This is a genomic window from Streptomyces sp. NPDC048278 (genome assembly GCF_040652195.1).
GTDB lineage: Bacteria > Actinomycetota > Actinomycetes > Streptomycetales > Streptomycetaceae > Streptomyces.
Genome location: NZ_JBEZLP010000050.1, coordinates 59,320 through 76,845 on the forward strand (window position 1 = coordinate 59,320; position 17,526 = coordinate 76,845).

Here is a 17,526-nt window from a genome sequence, read left to right on the forward strand (position 1 = left end):
TCAGACCTCTTCCTCGACGGTCCCGCTCGCCCCGACGTACCAGGTGCGATGGGCGTCGCCCGGGTACGGCGGGGCGAAGCGCCGCAGCTGGTGGGTGAGCACGTCGGGCGGCACCGGGTGCTCGCGGTGGGTGTTGCGCCGTACCAGCTCGTCCTCGTCGACCAGGACCACGGCGTGCGTGATCAGGGCGTCACGGCGGTGGGCGATCGTGTGTACGAGCGCGCGCTGCTGCTTGGTGAGGGAGGCGGCGTCCCACACCGCGGTCCCGCCGGCGGCCAGTGCCCGGTCCAGCCGGTCGAGCCCCTCGCGCAGGACCTCGCGGTTGGCCCGCTGGTCGGCGCGTGAGCCGCGTGCCTCGCGCAGGTCGTCCAGGGAGACGTACGCGTCCACGCCCGGGAGTCCGCGGGCGAAGGTGCTCTTGCCGCTGCCGGCCGGGCCGACCGTCTGGACCAGCTTCGGGAACGCGCCGGAGCGCCAGCGCCAGGTCGCGGCGACGGCCTCGTCGGCACTGGTGATCCGCCCCAGCGCGTACGCCTCCCGGGCCTCGGCCCGGCACCGGGCGGCCGGGTCGGCCGGCAGTCCGGCGAACGCCTCCCGCAGCCCGAGGCCGCGCACGTCCTCGGCGTGCAGGGCCGACCACTCCACCTGCTCGCGCGCGGCGTCCGTGGGCGCGGTGGCCCGGGCGATCGCGTGCAGCAGACCCAGGTCGGCGGCGTACGACAGGCGCACCAGACCGGTTCGCCGGTCCTCGTCCGGATACGGCCGGTGCAGCGCCGGGTGCAGTCCTACGAGGTCGGCGACCCGGCGGGCGAGCGGTACGCCCGCCACCGTGGCGAGCCGCGCCGCCAGCCGCCCCCGCCGCACTCCGTGCAGCAGCGCGGCCAGGACGCCGGCCAGCAGGTCGTCCCCGGACCGCCCCGCCGGATCGAGGCGGGCGACGGCACGGGCGTCCCCTTCGCCGGGCAGCCCCACGGCCTCCTCCAGCGCCCGCACGTCGACGGCCGCCCCCGAGCGCACCGCCCACAGGGCCGCCCCGGCCCCGAGCCCGTTCTCGACGACGGCCGCGTGCATCCAGTGCGTGTCCGTCCGTACGTGTCCGGCCCGCACCCACTTGGCGACGCGCTCCCCGAACTCCTGCGCGGCGAACCCGTCCGCGACCCGGACGACGTATCCCTCCTGCCGCCCGGGATCCAGCCGCAGGGCACGCAGCGCCCGCTCGTGGAACACGCCCCGCCACAGCACCCGGGGAACGGGCACGCCGAGCCCGCGCAGGAAGGTGACCGTCCGGTCCCAGTCCAGGCAGCGGCCCTCCGCGTCCCACACCGAGAAGCCGTAGAAGTAGCTCTCCAGGTCGTCGTACGCGATCGAGTGCCGGGCGAACATGTTCTCCCCGCACACCCGCCACCCCTCCGGGATCGCGTGACCGATCCGGGCCTGGAGCGCCTTGACCCAGGTACGGGAGGGATGGTGGGCCGAGTCCAGCGAACGGGCGTGCAGGCCGTCGGCGTAAAGGGTGGTGTTCTCGCCGTCCAGCTTCTCGGTCACCACGACCTCGCGACCGCTCAGGCCGGACAGGTCGGTGACCCGGAGATCGTCGGCGGTGGCGCCGGGCGACCAGGGCAGATGCCGGGTCCGTGGATAGTGCGTACGCATGGTGAACGTCCCCCGTGACAGCCGTCGTGCCTGCTCAGCGTAGGGGCGGGGGTGGTGGCGGGCGAGCGGATTACGGGTGCGGCCCGGACCGGCCGGGGACCTCGGGAACGCCGCTGGGGAGGGGCCGGGTTTGACCTGCGTCACTCCGGGGGTATGCTCCCCGGCCCGATTGGCCAGCCCCCCGCCCCGTATGGCAGACTAGCGGGGTTGCTCGGTCGAGTGTTGATGCTGCGCGCCTCCCGCCGGGAGGACTGGAAGCGAGTCCCACAGTACTCGTCGTCCTAACTGCCATTACGGCAGCACTGGGGCGGACGTACGGGAATCTTCCGGGAAGTGCGGTGCGGCACCGGCCAGGCACCCGGTGGGCCTTCCGCCCCTGGCTTGCGGTTCCGGAAGGGCCGTGCTTTCCCAGCAGGGATGTTCGAACAAGGGGCATCTGTGTCGGTGAGAGCGCGACACACCCGACCGCGTGGGTCGGAGAAGTGAAGCAGTCACCGGGTTCCAGAGCGTGCAAAGACAGGACTACTGAGTAGCCATGGCGGGACAGAAGATCCGCATCCGGCTCAAGGCCTACGACCACGAGGTCATCGACTCCTCGGCGAAGAAGATCGTCGAGACGGTGACCCGCACTGGTGCGTCGGTCGCGGGCCCGGTGCCGCTGCCCACTGAGAAGAACGTGTACTGCGTCATCAAGTCGCCGCACAAGTACAAGGACTCGCGCGAGCACTTCGAGATGCGCACGCACAAGCGCCTGATCGACATCCTCGACCCGACGCCGAAGACCGTTGACTCCCTGATGCGACTCGACCTCCCGGCCGGTGTCGACATCGAGATCAAGCTCTGAGGCCGGTGATCTGAGAATGGCTAAGCAGATCAAGGGCATCCTGGGCGAGAAGCTCGGCATGACGCAGGTGTGGGACGAGAACAACCGTGTTGTTCCGGTCACCGTCGTCAAGGCCGGCCCCAACGTCGTCACCCAGGTCCGTACCAACGACGTCGACGGCTACGAGTCGGTCCAGATCGCCTTCGGCGAGATCGACCCGCGCAAGGTGAACAAGCCCCTCAAGGGCCACTTCGCGAAGGCCGACGTCACCCCCCGTCGCCACCTCGTCGAGATCCGTACGGCTGACGCCGCCGAGTACACGCTCGGCCAGGAAGTCACCGCCGAGGTCTTCGAGGCCGGCGTGAAGGTCGACGTCACCGGCAAGAGCAAGGGCAAGGGCTTCGCCGGTGTCATGAAGCGTCACAACTTCAAGGGCCTCGGCGCCGGTCACGGCACCCAGCGCAAGCACCGCTCGCCCGGTTCCATCGGTGGCTGCGCCACCCCGGGCCGCGTGTTCAAGGGCCTCCGCATGGCGGGTCGCATGGGCAACGAGCGTGTCACCACCCAGAACCTGACCGTCCACGCCGTTGACGCGGAGAAGGGTCTGCTGCTCATCAAGGGCGCGGTTCCCGGTCCGAACGGCGGCCTCGTCCTGGTCCGCACCGCGGCCAAGGGGGCCTGAGGTAACCGATGAGCACTGTTGACATCCTTTCGCCTGCCGGCGAGAAGACCGGTAGCGTCGAGCTCCCCGCGGAGATCTTCGGCGTGGAGAAGGTCAGCATCCCGCTGATCCACCAGGTCGTCGTCGCGCAGAACGCCGCTGCCCGCCAGGGCACGCACAAGACGAAGACCCGTGGCGAGGTCCGTGGTGGCGGCAAGAAGCCGTACCGCCAGAAGGGCACCGGCCGCGCCCGTCAGGGCTCGACCCGCGCGCCGCAGTTCGCCGGCGGTGGCGTCGTCCACGGCCCGCAGCCGCGTGACTACTCGCAGCGCACCCCCAAGAAGATGAAGGCTGCCGCTCTGCGTCACGCCCTCACCGACCGGGCGCGTCACAACCGCATCCACGTCGTCACCGGCGTGATCGAGGGCGAGACCCCCAGCACCAAGGCCGCTCGCACGCTGTTCGGCAAGATCTCGGAGCGCAAGAACCTGCTCCTGGTCATCGACCGTGCCGACGAGGCCGCGTGGCTCTCCGCCCGCAACCTGCCCCAGGTGCACATCCTGGAGCCGGGCCAGCTGAACACGTACGACGTGATCGTCTCGGACGACGTGGTCTTCACCCAGGCCGCTCTCGAGTCCTTCGTCGCCGGCCCGAAGGCCAACGACACCGAAGGGACTGAGGTCTGATGGCCATCCGTCACCCCTCTATCGCCTCGAAGGCCGCCAAGGCCGCGAAGGCCGCGCGCGTCGCCAAGGCGAAGCGCCACGCCGCCGAGGGCAAGAACACCGTCGAGACCCCGCTGAGCAAGTCCTTCACGGACCCCCGTGACGTGCTGCTGAAGCCGGTCGTCTCGGAGAAGAGCTACGCGCTCCTGGACGAGAACAAGTACACGTTCGTCGTCGCCCCGGGCGCCAACAAGACCCAGATCAAGCAGGCCGTCCAGGCGGTCTTCTCGGTCACGGTCACCGGCGTCAACACGCTCAACCGCCAGGGCAAGCGCAAGCGCACGAAGACCGGCTTCGGTCAGCGTGCCGGCAGCAAGCGCGCGATCGTGACCCTCGCCGAGGGCGACCGTATCGACATCTTCGGCGGTCCGACCGCGTAAGCGGGTCGGATCGTCCGATATCGGACGAGGACTGAGAAATGGGAATCCGCAAGTACAAGCCGACTACGCCGGGCCGTCGTGGCGCCAGCGTCGCCGACTTCGTCGAGGTCACGCGGTCCACGCCGGAGAAGTCGCTGGTCCGCCCCCTGCACAGCAAGGGCGGCCGTAACAACGCCGGTCGTGTGACCGTTCGCCACCAGGGTGGCGGACACAAGCGCGCCTACCGAGTGATCGACTTCCGTCGTCACGACAAGGACGGCGTGCCGGCGAAGGTCGCGCACATCGAGTACGACCCCAACCGCACCGCGCGCATCGCGCTGCTGCACTACGCGGACGGCGAGAAGCGCTACATCCTCGCCCCGCGCAACCTGCAGCAGGGCGACACCGTGGAGAACGGTCCCGGGGCCGACATCAAGCCGGGCAACAACCTGGCCCTCCGCAACATCCCGGTCGGTACCACGGTCCACGCGATCGAGCTCCGTCCCGGTGGTGGCGCCAAGTTCGCCCGTTCCGCGGGTGCCTCGGTGCAGCTGCTCGCCCGTGAGGGCGCCATGGCGACCCTCCGTATGCCGTCCGGCGAGATCCGCATGGTGGACGCGCGCTGCCGCGCCACCGTCGGTGAGGTCGGCAACGCCGAGCAGTCGAACATCAACTGGGGCAAGGCCGGCCGCAAGCGGTGGCTGGGCGTTCGCCCGACCGTCCGTGGTGTCGTCATGAACCCGGTCGACCACCCGCACGGTGGTGGTGAGGGCCGGACGTCCGGTGGCCGTCACCCCGTCTCCCCGTGGGGCAAGAAGGAAGGTCGTACTCGTTCGCCCAAGAAGGCGTCGAACAAGTACATCGTCCGCCGCCGCAAGACGAACAAGAAGCGTTAAGGACTGGTTGAGATGCCTCGTAGCTTGAAGAAGGGGCCCTTCGTCGACGACCACCTGATCAAGAAGGTGGACGCCCAGAACGAAGCCGGCACCAAGAACGTCATCAAGACCTGGTCCCGTCGCTCCATGATCGTCCCGGCCATGCTCGGCCACACGCTCGCGGTGCACAACGGCAAGACCCACATCCCGGTGTTCGTCACCGAGTCGATGGTCGGTCACAAGCTCGGCGAGTTCTCGCCGACGCGCACCTTCCGGGGCCACGTCAAGGACGACCGGAAGTCGAAGCGCCGCTAGTAGCGGATCGCATTCAGACACGTAAGTAACTGAGAGGGACAACCATGGAAGCCAGGGCCCAGGCGCGGTACATCCGCGTTACGCCCATGAAGGCCCGCCGCGTGGTGGACCTTATCCGTGGCATGGATGCCACGGAGGCTCAGGCTGTTCTGCGATTCGCTCCGCAGGCAGCCTCCGTGCCGGTCGGCAAGGTGCTCGACAGCGCCATCGCCAACGCCGCGCACAACTACGACCACACCGACGCCGACAGCCTCTTCATCTCCGAGGCGTACGTCGACGAGGGCCCGACCCTGAAGCGGTTCCGTCCGCGCGCCCAGGGCCGTGCCTACCGGATCCGCAAGCGGACCAGCCACATCACCGTGGTCGTCAGCAGCAAGGAAGGAACCCGGTAATGGGCCAGAAGGTTAACCCGCATGGGTTCCGGCTCGGTGTCACCACGGACTTCAAGTCCCGGTGGTACGCCGACAAGCTGTACAAGGACTACGTCAAGGAAGACGTCGCCATCCGTCGGATGATGACGTCCGGCATGGAGCGCGCCGGCATCTCGAAGGTGGAGATCGAGCGCACCCGTGACCGTGTGCGTGTGGACATCCACACCGCGCGTCCCGGCATCGTCATCGGCCGCCGCGGCGCCGAGGCCGACCGCATCCGCGGTGACCTGGAGAAGCTGACCGGCAAGCAGGTCCAGCTGAACATCCTCGAGGTCAAGAACCCGGAGACGGACGCTCAGCTGGTGGCCCAGGCCGTCGCCGAGCAGCTCTCCTCCCGCGTCTCCTTCCGCCGTGCCATGCGCAAGAGCATGCAGTCGGCGATGAAGGCCGGCGCCAAGGGCATCAAGATCCAGTGCGGTGGCCGCCTCGGCGGCGCCGAGATGTCCCGCTCGGAGTTCTACCGCGAGGGCCGCGTGCCCCTGCACACGCTCCGTGCGAACGTGGACTACGGCTTCTTCGAGGCCAAGACGACCTTCGGCCGCATCGGTGTGAAGGTCTGGATCTACAAGGGCGACGTCAAGAACATCGCCGAGGTCCGCGCCGAGAACGCCGCAGCCCGCGCCGGCAACCGCCCGGCCCGTGGCGGTGGCGCTGGTGACCGCCCGGCCCGTGGTGGCCGTGGTGGCGAGCGGCGCGGTCGCAAGCCGCAGCAGGCTCCCGCTGCCGAGGCCCCCCAGGCCGAGGCCGCTGCCGCTCCGGCTGCTGAGAGCACCGGAACGGAGGCCTGACCGACATGCTGATCCCCCGTAGGGTCAAGCACCGCAAGCAGCACCACCCGAAGCGTCGCGGTGAGGCCAAGGGCGGTACGACGGTCGCGTTCGGCGAGTACGGCATCCAGGCCCTCACGCCGGCGTACGTGACCAACCGCCAGATCGAGGCGGCCCGTATCGCGATGACCCGCCACATCAAGCGTGGCGGCAAGGTCTGGATCAACATCTACCCGGACCGCCCGCTCACGAAGAAGCCGGCCGAGACCCGCATGGGTTCCGGTAAGGGTTCTCCGGAGTGGTGGATCGCGAACGTGCACCCGGGCCGGGTCATGTTCGAGCTGTCCTACCCCAACGAGAAGATCGCCCGTGAGGCCCTGACTCGCGCAGCCCACAAGCTGCCGATGAAGTGCCGGATCGTCAAGCGCGAGGCAGGTGAAGCGTGATGTCGGCCGGTACCAAGGCGTCCGAGCTGCGCGAGCTGGGCAACGAGGAGCTTCTTGGCAAGCTCCGCGAGGCCAAGGAAGAGCTGTTCAACCTCCGCTTCCAGGCGGCGACGGGTCAGCTCGAGAACCACGGTCGGCTCAAGGCCGTCCGTAAGGACATCGCGCGGATCTACACCCTGATGCGTGAGCGCGAGCTGGGCATCGAGACGGTGGAGAGCGCCTGATGAGCGAGAGCAACGTGACTGAGAACACTGAGGCGCGCGGCAGCTTCCGCAAGACCCGTGAGGGTCTCGTCGTCAGCGACAAGATGGACAAGACCGTCGTCGTCGCCGTCGAGGACCGCGTCAAGCACGCGCTGTACGGCAAGGTCATCCGCCGTACGAACAAGCTCAAGGCGCACGACGAGCAGAACGCCGCGGGCGTCGGCGACCGTGTCCTCCTGATGGAGACCCGGCCGCTGTCCGCGACGAAGCGCTGGCGCGTCGTCGAGATCCTCGAGAAGGCCAAGTAGGTAATTCGCGCAAGCGAATTCCAAAGGAAACGCCTGCGGGGCAAACCCCGCAGGACAGTTCCGCCAGGCTCGGGGCGGGTGAGTACTCACTCACCCGCCCCGGGAACCGGCAGACAAACAGGAGATAGACGTGATCCAGCAGGAGTCGCGACTGCGTGTCGCCGACAACACTGGTGCGAAGGAGATCCTTTGCATCCGTGTGCTCGGTGGCTCCGGTCGCCGCTACGCGGGCATCGGTGACGTCATCGTCGCCACCGTCAAGGACGCGATCCCCGGCGGCAACGTGAAGAAGGGTGACGTCATCAAGGCGGTCATCGTTCGCACCGTCAAGGAGCGCCGCCGTCCGGACGGCTCGTACATCCGCTTCGACGAGAACGCCGCTGTCATTCTCAAGAACGACGGCGACCCTCGTGGCACCCGTATCTTCGGCCCGGTCGGCCGTGAGCTGCGCGAGAAGAAGTTCATGAAGATCATCTCGCTGGCTCCGGAGGTGCTGTAAGCATGAAGATCAAGAAGGGCGACCTGGTCCAGGTCATCACCGGCAAGGACAAGGGCAAGCAGGGCAAGGTCATCGCGGCCTACCCCCGCGAGGACCGTGTCCTGGTCGAGGGTGTCAACCGGGTCAAGAAGCACACCAAGGCCGGTCCGACCGCTCGCGGTTCGCAGGCCGGCGGCATCGTCACGACCGAGGCGCCCGTCCACGTCTCCAACGTCCAGCTGGTCGTTGAGAAGGACGGCAACAAGGTCGTCACGCGTGTCGGTTACCGCTTCGACGACGAAGGCAACAAGATCCGCGTTGCCAAGCGGACGGGTGAGGACATCTGATGGCTACCACCACTGCTCCGCGTCTGAAGCTGAAGTACCGCGAGGAGATCGCGGGCAAGATGCGTGACGAGTTCAAGTACGAGAACGTCATGCAGATCCCCGGCCTCGTCAAGATCGTGGTCAACATGGGTGTCGGCGACGCCGCCCGTGACTCGAAGCTGATCGAGGGCGCGATCCGCGACCTGACCACCATCACCGGTCAGAAGCCGCAGGTCACCAAGGCCCGCAAGTCCATCGCGCAGTTCAAGCTGCGTGAGGGCCAGCCGATCGGTGCCCACGTCACGCTCCGTGGCGACCGCATGTGGGAGTTCCTGGACCGCACCCTGTCGCTCGCGCTGCCGCGCATCCGCGACTTCCGTGGTCTGTCCCCCAAGCAGTTCGACGGCCGTGGCAACTACACCTTCGGTCTCACGGAGCAGGTCATGTTCCACGAGATCGACCAGGACAAGATCGACCGTACCCGGGGTATGGACATCACCGTGGTCACCACGGCGACCAACGACGCTGAGGGCCGCGCGCTCCTTCGTCACCTCGGCTTCCCGTTCAAGGAGGCGTGAGCGAGATGGCGAAGAAGGCTCTGATTGCCAAGGCTGCTCGCAAGCCCAAGTTCGGTGTGCGTGGCTACACGCGCTGCCAGCGCTGCGGCCGTCCGCACTCCGTGTACCGCAAGTTCGGCCTGTGCCGCGTCTGCCTTCGTGAGATGGCTCACCGTGGCGAGCTGCCGGGCGTGACCAAGAGCTCCTGGTAATCCCGCTTTTTAGGGATTCCAGAGGCTCTCGGTAAGCAATGGGCGTGTCAGGCGCCCTCCCTTCCATGGCTTAGGCTTGGAGGGTTGGGCGCCTGACGGTCGCCCGTACGACTTACTACGCCGTAGGTCCACCGCGCCGCACCCGTCCCGTCTCGGATCGGGGAGAGGGATGGCGCACCAGGAAACCCCGGCGAGAGAGGCCGAAGGCCAATTCATGACCATGACTGATCCGATCGCAGACATGCTGACGCGTCTGCGGAACGCGAACTCGGCGTACCACGACTCCGTGACGATGCCGGCGTCCAAGATCAAGTCTCACATCGCGGAGATCCTCCAGCAGGAGGGCTTCATCACGGGCTGGAAGGTCGAGGACGCCGAAGTCGGCAAGAACCTCGTCCTGGACCTGAAGTTCGGTCCCAACCGTGAGCGCTCCATCGCGGGCATCAAGCGGATCTCCAAGCCCGGTCTCCGGGTGTACGCGAAGTCCACCTCCCTGCCGAAGGTGCTGGGCGGCCTCGGCGTGGCGATCATCTCCACGTCGCACGGGCTCCTCACCGACAAGCAGGCCGGCAAGAAGGGCGTGGGTGGGGAAGTCCTCGCCTACGTCTGGTAGCAGAAGGGAACGGAGGAAACAGCTATGTCGCGCATCGGCAAGCTCCCCATCGCGGTTCCCGCCGGCGTGGACGTCACCATCGACGGCCGCACGGTGAAGGTCAAGGGCCCCAAGGGCGAGCTGACCCACACCGTCGTGGCTCCGATCGACATCGCCAAGGGCGAGGACGGCACTCTCGCGGTGACCCGCCCCAACGACGAGCGTCAGAGCAAGGCCCTGCACGGCCTGTCCCGCACGCTGGTGGCGAACATGATCACCGGCGTGACCCAGGGTTACGTGAAGAAGCTCGAAATCAGCGGTGTCGGTTACCGCGTGACCGCCAAGGGCTCGAACCTCGAGTTCGCGCTCGGTTACAGCCACCCGATCCTGGTCGAGGCCCCCGAGGGCATCACCTTCAAGGTCGAGGCTCCGACCCGTTTCTCGGTCGAGGGCATCGACAAGCAGAAGGTCGGCGAGGTCGCGGCCAACATCCGCAAGCTGCGCAAGCCCGACCCGTACAAGGCCAAGGGCGTCAAGTACGAGGGCGAAGTCATCCGCCGCAAGGTCGGAAAGGCGGGTAAGTAAGCCATGGCATACGGACAGAAGATCCTCAAGGGCGACGCCTACAAGCGCGCCGCGATCAAGCGCCGTCACATCCGGATCCGTAAGAACATTTCCGGTACGGCGGAGCGTCCCCGTCTGGTCGTTACCCGCTCGAACCGCCACATCGTGGCCCAGGTGATCGACGACATCAAGGGTCACACCCTGGCGTCGGCGTCCACCCTGGACACCTCGGTCCGTGGTGGCGAGGGTGACAAGTCCGCGCAGGCCAAGCAGGTCGGCGCCCTGGTCGCCGAGCGTGCCAAGGCCGCCGGTGTCGAGGCCGTGGTGTTCGACCGTGGTGGTAACCAGTACGCCGGCCGCATCGCGGCTCTGGCGGACGCCGCCCGCGAGGCCGGGCTCAAGTTCTGAGCCGCTTGTAGCTAGCGGAAAGAGAGAGGTAATCCAATGGCTGGACCCCAGCGCCGCGGTGGCGGTGCCGGTGGCGGCGAGCGGCGGGACCGGAAGGGCCGTGACGGCGGCGCTGCTGCCGCCGAGAAGACCGCGTACGTTGAGCGCGTTGTCGCGATCAACCGCGTCGCCAAGGTTGTGAAGGGTGGTCGTCGCTTCAGCTTCACCGCGCTGGTCGTGGTGGGCGACGGTGACGGCACCGTGGGTGTCGGTTACGGCAAGGCCAAGGAGGTGCCGGCCGCCATCGCCAAGGGCGTTGAGGAGGCCAAGAAGCACTTCTTCAAGGTCCCGCGTATCCAGGGCACCATCCCGCACCCGATCCAGGGTGAGAAGGCTGCCGGCGTCGTGCTGCTCAAGCCCGCGTCCCCCGGTACCGGCGTTATCGCCGGTGGCCCGGTGCGCGCCGTGCTCGAGTGCGCCGGTATCCACGACGTGCTGTCGAAGTCGCTCGGCTCCGACAACGCGATCAACATCGTGCACGCGACCGTGGAGGCCCTGAAGGGCCTGCAGCGTCCCGAGGAGATCGCGGCCCGCCGCGGTCTGCCGCTCGAGGACGTCGCCCCCGCGGCTCTGCTCCGTGCGCGTGCCGGGGCGGGTGCGTAATCATGGCGCAGCTCAAGATTACGCAGGTCAAGTCCTACATCGGCAGCAAGCAGAACCACCGTGACACCCTGCGTTCCCTTGGTCTCAAGGGCATCAACACGCAGGTCGTCAAGGAGGACCGCCCCGAGTTCCGCGGCATGGTGCACACCGTCCGCCACCTCGTGTCGGTCGAGGAGGTCGACTGATCATGGCGGAGAACAACCCGCTCAAGATCCACAACCTCCGTCCGGCCCCGGGCGCCAAGACCGCCAAGACCCGTGTGGGTCGTGGTGAGGCGTCGAAGGGTAAGACGGCTGGTCGTGGTACCAAGGGTACGAAGGCCCGTTACCAGGTGCCGGAGCGCTTCGAGGGTGGCCAGATGCCCCTCCACATGCGTCTTCCGAAGCTGAAGGGCTTCAAGAACCCGTTCAAGACCGAGTTCCAGGTCGTGAACCTCGACAAGCTGGCCGCGCTGTACCCGGAGGGTGGCGAGGTCACCGTCGAGGGTCTCGTGGCCAAGGGTGCCGTTCGCAAGAACAGCCTCGTCAAGGTCCTCGGCCAGGGTGAGGTCTCCGTGGCGCTGCAGGTGACGGTCGACGCCGTCTCCGGCTCCGCCAAGGAGAAGATCACCGCCGCCGGCGGCACCGTCACCGAGCTCGTCTGATCGTTTCGGACGTCTCGATGACGTAAGCGAATCCCGACCGGGGATACCTCACAATGGGGTATCCCCGGTTGGTCGTTCCTAGGGGGGCAGTGCGGCCGGTAAGGTGGCCAGCACTGTTCTTTTTCCCATTCGTCGAACCTCAAGACCGTCACCCTTGACGCACTTGCGCGGGGGTCGCAGGAGGCACCGTGCTCACCGCGTTCGCCCGGGCGTTCAGGACGCCCGACCTGCGCAAGAAGCTGCTCTTCACGCTGGGCATCATCGTGGTCTACCGGGTCGGTACGCACATCCCGATCCCGGGTGTGAACTACACGTCTGTGCAGCAGTGCGTGAAGGAGGCCTCGGGCAACCAGGGTCTCTTCGGCATGATCAACATGTTCAGCGGCGGCGCCCTGCTGCAGATCACGATCTTCGCGCTGGGCATCATGCCGTACATCACGGCCAGCATCATCCTTCAGCTGCTGACCGTGGTGATCCCGCGCCTGGAAGCCCTGAAGAAGGAGGGTCAGGCCGGTACGACGAAGATCACGCAGTACACCCGGTACCTGACCGTGGCCCTGGCCATCCTCCAGGGCACGGGCCTGGTCGCCACCGCGCGCAGCGGCGCGCTCTTCAACGGCTGCTCGGTCGCGTCGAGCATCGTCCCGGACCAGTCGATCTTCACGACGATCACCATGGTCGTCTGCATGACCGCCGGTACGGCCGTCGTGATGTGGCTCGGCGAGCTGATCACCGACCGCGGCATCGGCAACGGCATGTCGATCCTGATGTTCATCTCGATCGCCGCGACCTTCCCGTCCGCGCTGTGGGCCATCAAGAAGCAGGGCACCCTGGCCGACGGCTGGATCGAGTTCGGCGCGGTCATCGCGATCGGCCTGGTCATGGTCGGGCTCGTCGTCTTCGTCGAGCAGGCCCAGCGCCGCATCCCGGTGCAGTACGCGAAGCGCATGATCGGCCGTCGTTCCTACGGTGGTACGTCCACGTACATCCCGCTCAAGGTGAACCAGGCGGGTGTGATTCCCGTCATCTTCGCCTCGTCGCTGCTGTACATCCCGGCCCTCGTGGCGCAGTTCGCCGGTGGCAACTCGGGCTGGAAGAGCTGGATCGAGCAGAACCTGACCAAGCAGGGCGACAGCCCCACGTACATCGCCCTGTACTTCCTGCTCATTGTTTTCTTCGCGTTCTTCTACGTGGCGATCTCCTTCAACCCCGAGGAAGTCGCCGACAACATGAAGAAGTATGGTGGCTTCATCCCGGGCATCCGGGCTGGCCGACCGACCGCTGAGTACCTGTCGTACGTGCTCAACCGGATCACCTGGCCGGGTTCGCTGTATTTGGGGCTGATCGCTCTCGTACCGACAGTGGCGTTGGTCGGCTTCGGGGCGAGCCAGAACTTCCCGTTCGGCGGGACCAGCATCCTCATCATCGTGGGTGTCGGTCTCGAGACGGTGAAGCAGATCGAGAGCCAGCTCCAGCAGCGCAATTACGAAGGGTTCCTCCGCTGATGCGTATCGTCCTCGTCGGGCCGCCGGGTGCCGGTAAGGGAACGCAGGCCGTCCGCCTCGCCGAGATGCTGGCCATTCCGCACATCTCCACGGGCGACCTGTTCCGCGCCAACATCAGTCAGCAGACCGATCTCGGCAAGCTCGCCAAGTCCTACATGGACGCCGGTGACCTCGTACCCGACGAGGTCACCATCGCCATGGCCAAGGACCGCATGGAGCAGCCGGACGCGGCGAACGGCTTCCTGCTGGACGGGTTCCCGCGCAACGTCTCGCAGGCCGAGGCGCTGGACCGGCTGCTGAGCGACGAGGACATCGTGCTGGACGCCGTCCTGGACCTGGAGGTCCCGGAGGCCGAGGTCGTCAAGCGGATCGCCGGCCGGCGCGTCTGCCGCAACGACTCGTCGCACGTCTTCCACGTGACGTACAGCCCGCCGAAGCAGGAGGGCGTCTGCGACGTCTGCGGCGGCGAGCTGTACCAGCGTGACGACGACTCCGAGGACACCGTCCGCACCCGGCTGGAGGTCTACCACACGCAGACCGAGCCGATCATCGACTACTACAAGGCGCAGGGGCTGGTCGTGACGATCTCCTCCCTGGGCCCGGTGGACGAGATCACGCAGCGGGCGCTGGAGGCGCTGAAGCGCGAGAAGGCCGAGAACAACTAGATCGCGGTTCTTCCGGCCGCGGCGCCCTTCCCCCGGACCTCGTCCGGGGCCCCGGGGTGCCGCGGCCGTAGTGTTGTACAGGAAACCCAGTCGACGTGAGTGACGGAGAGCGCAGGCCGCCCATGGTGCAGATCAAGACCCCCGAGCAGATCGCCAAGATGCGGGCGGCGGGCCTGGTCGTGGCCGCGATCCACGCGGCGACCCACGAGGCCGCGGTGCCCGGTGCCACCACCAGGGACCTGGACGAGGTCGCCCGCAAGGTGCTCGCCGAGCACGGCGCCAAGCCGAACTTCCTCGGGTACGGCGGCTTCCCCGCGACGATCTGCACCTCGGTCAACGAGGTCGTGGTCCACGGCATCCCCTCCGACGAGGTCGTCCTGAAGGACGGCGACATCATCTCCGTCGACGCGGGCGCGATCGTCGACGGCTGGCACGGTGACGCCGCCTACACGGCCTTCGTGGGCTCGGGTCACGCCCCGGAGCTGATCGAGCTGTCCCGGGTGACCGAGGAGTCGATGTGGGCCGGCATCGCGGCGGTCCGGCAGGGCAACCGCCTGGTCGACGTCTCCCGGGCCATCGAGACCTACATCCGCCGCCAGCCCAAGCCCGGCGGCGGGCGCTACGGCATCATCGAGGACTACGGCGGCCACGGCATCGGCACCGAGATGCACATGGACCCGCACCTGCTGAACTACGTCGACCGGCGCCGCGGCAAGGGCCCCAAGCTGGTCAACGGCTTCTGCCTGGCGATCGAGCCCATGGTCTCCCTCGGCACGCCCAGGACCGAGGTCCTTCAGGACGACTGGACGGTCATCACGACGGACGGCACCTGGTCCTCGCACTGGGAGCACTCCGTCGCCCTCACGGAGGAGGGCCCGCTGGTGCTCACGGCTCCCGACGGGGGCCGGGCGAAGCTGGCGGAGCACGGGGTCACGGCGGCGCCCGACCCGCTGGGCTGACCGTCGGCCGAAGATCGCAAAGAGATCACAAAGCCCTCCTTCGAATCGATCCTCTGTTCGACCTTTGAGGATAGGATCATGGGCGACCGGCAGGGGGGCGGTCGTGCGGTGCTGTGCACCGCTGTGCCTGCTGCCCTGTCATGCACATGATGAAAGGGAAAACGGTGGGTTCCACTCTGAAGCGAACGGTCGGCATCCTCGCGGGGGCAGCCGCTCTGGCCATCACGACGGGCACCGCGCCCGCGTTCGCGTCCGCGGCCGGGTGTCACGGCGCCGCCTGTGTCCGGGTCGACGGCTCCGGCCTGAAGGTCAACTGGATCCAGGCCTACTCGGGCGACGAGACCTTCCACGGCAAGTTCAAGATCTACGCCGAGAAGATGGGGTACGTGAAGTACTCGCCGCTGACGACGTACTACAACAACGGCAACCACTTCACCTACTACCGGGTCGCGATCAACGCGAACTGGAAGGACGGCACCGACATCTGCGTCCAGGCGCTCCTGGACGGCACGCACGATGACGGCACCGCCTGCGAGACCGTCGAGAAGTAAGCAGTAACGAGGGGCCGGGGGAACGGCCGCTCACCCGCCCCGTCCGTCGCGCATAACCTGCCGACGGGCGGGGCATTGTCATGGGCAGGTGCGGAGGACGGCTGAGTTCGTCTTTTTCAGAGCGCTGACGTAGACTGACTCGTCGGCTCTCGTGCACCCGCATGTCCGCATGCCCCTCGTGAGTCGATCAAGGTAGTCGATTCGAAGGGCGAAGCGTGGCCAAGAAGCAAGGTGCCATCGAGATCGAGGGCACTGTCGTCGAGTCTCTTCCGAACGCCATGTTCAAGGTCGAGCTCCAGAACGGCCACCAGGTCCTGGCACACATCAGCGGCAAGATGCGTATGCACTACATCCGCATCCTCCCTGACGACCGGGTCGTGGTGGAGCTGTCTCCGTACGACCTGACGCGTGGCCGGATCGTCTACCGATACAAGTAGATCTTGCCCAGGTCCCGTGTGAGCGGGGCTGCCGGCAACTGACCCGGAGAACCTCAATCCCATGAAGGTCAAGCCGAGCGTCAAGAAGATCTGCGACAAGTGCAGGGTGATCCGCCGTCACGGTCGGGTCATGGTCATCTGCGAGAACCCGCGCCACAAGCAGCGCCAGGGCTGACGCACGACCGATCCCTCTGCATCCATCGCAGAGATTCGCGCGACGCAAGCTGAATATGTTCATACGCAGAGCCCAGGTGCCACGGCGCCTGACACCCCCGGTTCGGAGGCCGGGGACCCAGTACGTACCTGATACGGCGGCTGGGAACCGGTTCTGCGGAAGACCTCCGATGATCACCAGGAGCCATTGAATGGCACGCGTTTCCGGTGTTGACATCCCGCGCGAAAAGCGCGTGGAGGTCGCGCTCACCTACGTGTTCGGCATTGGCCGGACACTCTCGCAGCAGACGCTGGCCGAGACCGGCATCGACCCGAACACCCGCGTTCGCGACCTGACCGAAGAGCAGCTGGTCGCCATCCGCGAGTACGTCGACAGCAACATCAAGACCGAGGGTGACCTCCGTCGCGAGATCCAGGCCGACATCCGCCGCAAGGTCGAGATCGGCTGCTACCAGGGCCTGCGCCACCGTCGCGGTCTGCCCGTCCGCGGTCAGCGCACCAGCACCAACGCCCGCACCCGCAAGGGCCCGCGTCGCGCCATCGCCGGCAAGAAGAAGCCGGGCAAGAAGTAGTCCACAGCGGACAACGCTTCATCAGCGGTCTTCGCTGTAGGACCGACCACCTCCCCGTAGGAGTTACTAGATGCCCCCCAAGGGTCGTCAGGGCGCTGCCAAGAAGGTGCGCCGCAAGGAAAAGAAGAACGTCGCTCACGGCCACGCGCACATCAAGAGCACGTTCAACAACACGATCGTCTCCATCACGGACCCGTCGGGCAACGTGATCTCCTGGGCCTCCGCCGGCCACGTCGGCTTCAAGGGCTCCCGGAAGTCCACGCCGTTCGCCGCGCAGATGGCCGCCGAGTCGGCTGCCCGCCGCGCCCAGGAGCACGGCATGCGCAAGGTCGACGTGTTCGTGAAGGGCCCGGGTTCCGGTCGTGAGACCGCGATCCGCTCCCTGCAGGCCACGGGCCTCGAGGTCGGCTCCATCCAGGACGTCACCCCGACCCCGCACAACGGCTGCCGTCCGCCGAAGCGCCGTCGCGTCTGACGTCGCTTCGCAGGGCTGCTCGGGCGGTACGGCTCCGTAAGGACCGTGCCGCCCGTACCCTTGCAGTACCCGCACTTTCACGGGTGCGGTTCCGTCGGGCGTCAAATAGCGGGCGTCCACGAAAGAAGGATCTGATCCACACATGCTGATCGCTCAGCGTCCCTCGTTGACCGAAGAGGTCGTCGACGAGTTCCGTTCCC

At 67.1% G+C, this 17,526-nt stretch carries 30 protein-coding genes; 29 read left to right on the forward strand and 1 reads right to left on the reverse strand.

Annotation, left to right across the window (positions count from 1 at the left end; genetic code table 11):
* Positions 1-1,653, reverse strand: coding sequence for an RNA ligase family protein (locus tag AB0D74_RS46195; RefSeq protein WP_362601091.1), 1,653 nt, complete (start codon positions 1,651-1,653; stop codon positions 1-3).
* Positions 1,654-2,188: 535 nt separating this feature from the next.
* Here AB0D74_RS46195 and rpsJ point away from each other — a divergent pair.
* The 29 genes from rpsJ (at position 2,189) to rpsK (ending at position 17,326) form a co-directional block, all read left to right on the forward strand.
* Entirely contained in the window at positions 2,189-2,497 is a 309-nt protein-coding gene (gene rpsJ, locus AB0D74_RS46200; protein ID WP_003948644.1) for a 30S ribosomal protein S10, read from the forward strand.
* Between the two features lie 16 nt (positions 2,498-2,513).
* Entirely contained in the window at positions 2,514-3,158 is a 645-nt protein-coding gene (gene rplC / locus AB0D74_RS46205) for a 50S ribosomal protein L3 (protein WP_046732368.1), read from the forward strand.
* Positions 3,159-3,166: 8 nt separating this feature from the next.
* Complete coding sequence (gene rplD / locus AB0D74_RS46210) at positions 3,167-3,823, forward strand: 50S ribosomal protein L4 (protein WP_362601095.1); 657 nt, start codon at positions 3,167-3,169, stop codon at positions 3,821-3,823.
* Entirely contained in the window at positions 3,823-4,242 is a 420-nt protein-coding gene (gene rplW / locus AB0D74_RS46215; RefSeq protein ID WP_362601098.1) for a 50S ribosomal protein L23, read from the forward strand. Before rplD ends, rplW begins: the two co-directional genes overlap by 1 nt.
* A gap of 38 nt (positions 4,243-4,280) precedes the next feature.
* The gene (gene rplB, locus AB0D74_RS46220) at positions 4,281-5,117 is read left to right on the forward strand and encodes a 50S ribosomal protein L2 (protein ID WP_093499642.1); all 837 of its coding nucleotides are present in this window, start codon (positions 4,281-4,283) and stop codon (positions 5,115-5,117) included.
* Positions 5,118-5,129: 12 nt separating this feature from the next.
* On the forward strand, positions 5,130-5,411 hold the full coding sequence (rpsS, locus tag AB0D74_RS46225; RefSeq protein ID WP_003992359.1) for a 30S ribosomal protein S19: 282 nt from the start codon (positions 5,130-5,132) through the stop codon (positions 5,409-5,411).
* Between the two features lie 44 nt (positions 5,412-5,455).
* Positions 5,456-5,803 (forward strand): 50S ribosomal protein L22, encoded by a 348-nt coding sequence (gene rplV / locus AB0D74_RS46230; RefSeq protein WP_003974262.1) that lies wholly within the window; start codon positions 5,456-5,458, stop codon positions 5,801-5,803.
* Positions 5,803-6,630 (forward strand): 30S ribosomal protein S3, encoded by an 828-nt coding sequence (gene rpsC, locus AB0D74_RS46235; RefSeq protein ID WP_093499641.1) that lies wholly within the window; start codon positions 5,803-5,805, stop codon positions 6,628-6,630. Before rplV ends, rpsC begins: the two co-directional genes overlap by 1 nt.
* Before the next feature lie 5 nt (positions 6,631-6,635).
* A complete protein-coding gene (gene rplP / locus AB0D74_RS46240; RefSeq protein WP_030788270.1) occupies positions 6,636-7,055 on the forward strand; it encodes a 50S ribosomal protein L16 in 420 nt (139 codons plus the stop codon).
* A complete protein-coding gene (rpmC, locus tag AB0D74_RS46245) occupies positions 7,055-7,279 on the forward strand; it encodes a 50S ribosomal protein L29 (RefSeq protein ID WP_030174543.1) in 225 nt (74 codons plus the stop codon). Before rplP ends, rpmC begins: the two co-directional genes overlap by 1 nt.
* Positions 7,279-7,566: a 30S ribosomal protein S17 gene (gene rpsQ, locus AB0D74_RS46250; RefSeq protein ID WP_189268843.1), complete on the forward strand. Its 288-nt coding sequence runs from the start codon at positions 7,279-7,281 to the stop codon at positions 7,564-7,566. The genes rpmC and rpsQ overlap by 1 nt, the downstream gene beginning before the upstream one ends.
* A 130-nt stretch (positions 7,567-7,696) precedes the next feature.
* Positions 7,697-8,065, forward strand: a complete 369-nt coding sequence (gene rplN / locus AB0D74_RS46255; protein WP_003992364.1) for a 50S ribosomal protein L14 — start codon at positions 7,697-7,699, stop codon at positions 8,063-8,065.
* A gap of 2 nt (positions 8,066-8,067) precedes the next feature.
* Entirely contained in the window at positions 8,068-8,391 is a 324-nt protein-coding gene (gene rplX / locus AB0D74_RS46260; protein WP_030967306.1) for a 50S ribosomal protein L24, read from the forward strand.
* Complete coding sequence (gene rplE / locus AB0D74_RS46265) at positions 8,391-8,948, forward strand: 50S ribosomal protein L5 (protein ID WP_123974794.1); 558 nt, start codon at positions 8,391-8,393, stop codon at positions 8,946-8,948. Before rplX ends, rplE begins: the two co-directional genes overlap by 1 nt.
* Positions 8,949-8,953: 5 nt before the next feature.
* The gene (locus tag AB0D74_RS46270; RefSeq protein ID WP_003948630.1) at positions 8,954-9,139 is read left to right on the forward strand and encodes a type Z 30S ribosomal protein S14; all 186 of its coding nucleotides are present in this window, start codon (positions 8,954-8,956) and stop codon (positions 9,137-9,139) included.
* 214 nt (positions 9,140-9,353) lie between these two features.
* Entirely contained in the window at positions 9,354-9,752 is a 399-nt protein-coding gene (rpsH, locus tag AB0D74_RS46275; protein WP_089099428.1) for a 30S ribosomal protein S8, read from the forward strand.
* A 24-nt stretch (positions 9,753-9,776) separates the two neighbouring features.
* Positions 9,777-10,316, forward strand: a complete 540-nt coding sequence (gene rplF, locus AB0D74_RS46280; RefSeq protein WP_046732374.1) for a 50S ribosomal protein L6 — start codon at positions 9,777-9,779, stop codon at positions 10,314-10,316.
* A gap of 3 nt (positions 10,317-10,319) precedes the next feature.
* Positions 10,320-10,703 (forward strand): 50S ribosomal protein L18, encoded by a 384-nt coding sequence (rplR, locus tag AB0D74_RS46285; protein WP_089099426.1) that lies wholly within the window; start codon positions 10,320-10,322, stop codon positions 10,701-10,703.
* A gap of 36 nt (positions 10,704-10,739) precedes the next feature.
* Positions 10,740-11,345, forward strand: coding sequence for a 30S ribosomal protein S5 (rpsE, locus tag AB0D74_RS46290; RefSeq protein ID WP_009190144.1), 606 nt, complete (start codon positions 10,740-10,742; stop codon positions 11,343-11,345).
* A 2-nt stretch (positions 11,346-11,347) separates the two neighbouring features.
* Positions 11,348-11,530 carry a 50S ribosomal protein L30 gene (gene rpmD / locus AB0D74_RS46295; protein ID WP_006140898.1) on the forward strand — a complete coding sequence of 61 codons (183 nt, stop codon included), beginning with the start codon at positions 11,348-11,350 and terminating at the stop codon, positions 11,528-11,530.
* A 2-nt stretch (positions 11,531-11,532) separates the two neighbouring features.
* Complete coding sequence (gene rplO / locus AB0D74_RS46300; RefSeq protein WP_007443991.1) at positions 11,533-11,988, forward strand: 50S ribosomal protein L15; 456 nt, start codon at positions 11,533-11,535, stop codon at positions 11,986-11,988.
* A 188-nt stretch (positions 11,989-12,176) separates the two neighbouring features.
* Positions 12,177-13,493, forward strand: coding sequence for a preprotein translocase subunit SecY (gene secY, locus AB0D74_RS46305; RefSeq protein WP_362601107.1), 1,317 nt, complete (start codon positions 12,177-12,179; stop codon positions 13,491-13,493).
* The gene (locus AB0D74_RS46310; protein ID WP_362601110.1) at positions 13,493-14,158 is read left to right on the forward strand and encodes an adenylate kinase; all 666 of its coding nucleotides are present in this window, start codon (positions 13,493-13,495) and stop codon (positions 14,156-14,158) included. The genes secY and AB0D74_RS46310 overlap by 1 nt, the downstream gene beginning before the upstream one ends.
* 122 nt (positions 14,159-14,280) lie before the next feature.
* Positions 14,281-15,117: a type I methionyl aminopeptidase gene (gene map / locus AB0D74_RS46315; RefSeq protein WP_362601132.1), complete on the forward strand. Its 837-nt coding sequence runs from the start codon at positions 14,281-14,283 to the stop codon at positions 15,115-15,117.
* 164 nt (positions 15,118-15,281) lie between these two features.
* Complete coding sequence (locus AB0D74_RS46320) at positions 15,282-15,668, forward strand: hypothetical protein (RefSeq protein WP_351487362.1); 387 nt, start codon at positions 15,282-15,284, stop codon at positions 15,666-15,668.
* Between the two features lie 215 nt (positions 15,669-15,883).
* A complete protein-coding gene (infA, locus tag AB0D74_RS46325) occupies positions 15,884-16,105 on the forward strand; it encodes a translation initiation factor IF-1 (protein WP_003948620.1) in 222 nt (73 codons plus the stop codon).
* 61 nt (positions 16,106-16,166) lie between these two features.
* Positions 16,167-16,280: a 50S ribosomal protein L36 gene (gene rpmJ / locus AB0D74_RS46330; protein WP_003998809.1), complete on the forward strand. Its 114-nt coding sequence runs from the start codon at positions 16,167-16,169 to the stop codon at positions 16,278-16,280.
* Between the two features lie 190 nt (positions 16,281-16,470).
* Positions 16,471-16,851: a 30S ribosomal protein S13 gene (gene rpsM / locus AB0D74_RS46335; protein ID WP_143627879.1), complete on the forward strand. Its 381-nt coding sequence runs from the start codon at positions 16,471-16,473 to the stop codon at positions 16,849-16,851.
* Between the two features lie 70 nt (positions 16,852-16,921).
* On the forward strand, positions 16,922-17,326 hold the full coding sequence (rpsK, locus tag AB0D74_RS46340) for a 30S ribosomal protein S11 (protein ID WP_003956432.1): 405 nt from the start codon (positions 16,922-16,924) through the stop codon (positions 17,324-17,326).
* Positions 17,327-17,526: the final 200 nt, after the last annotated feature.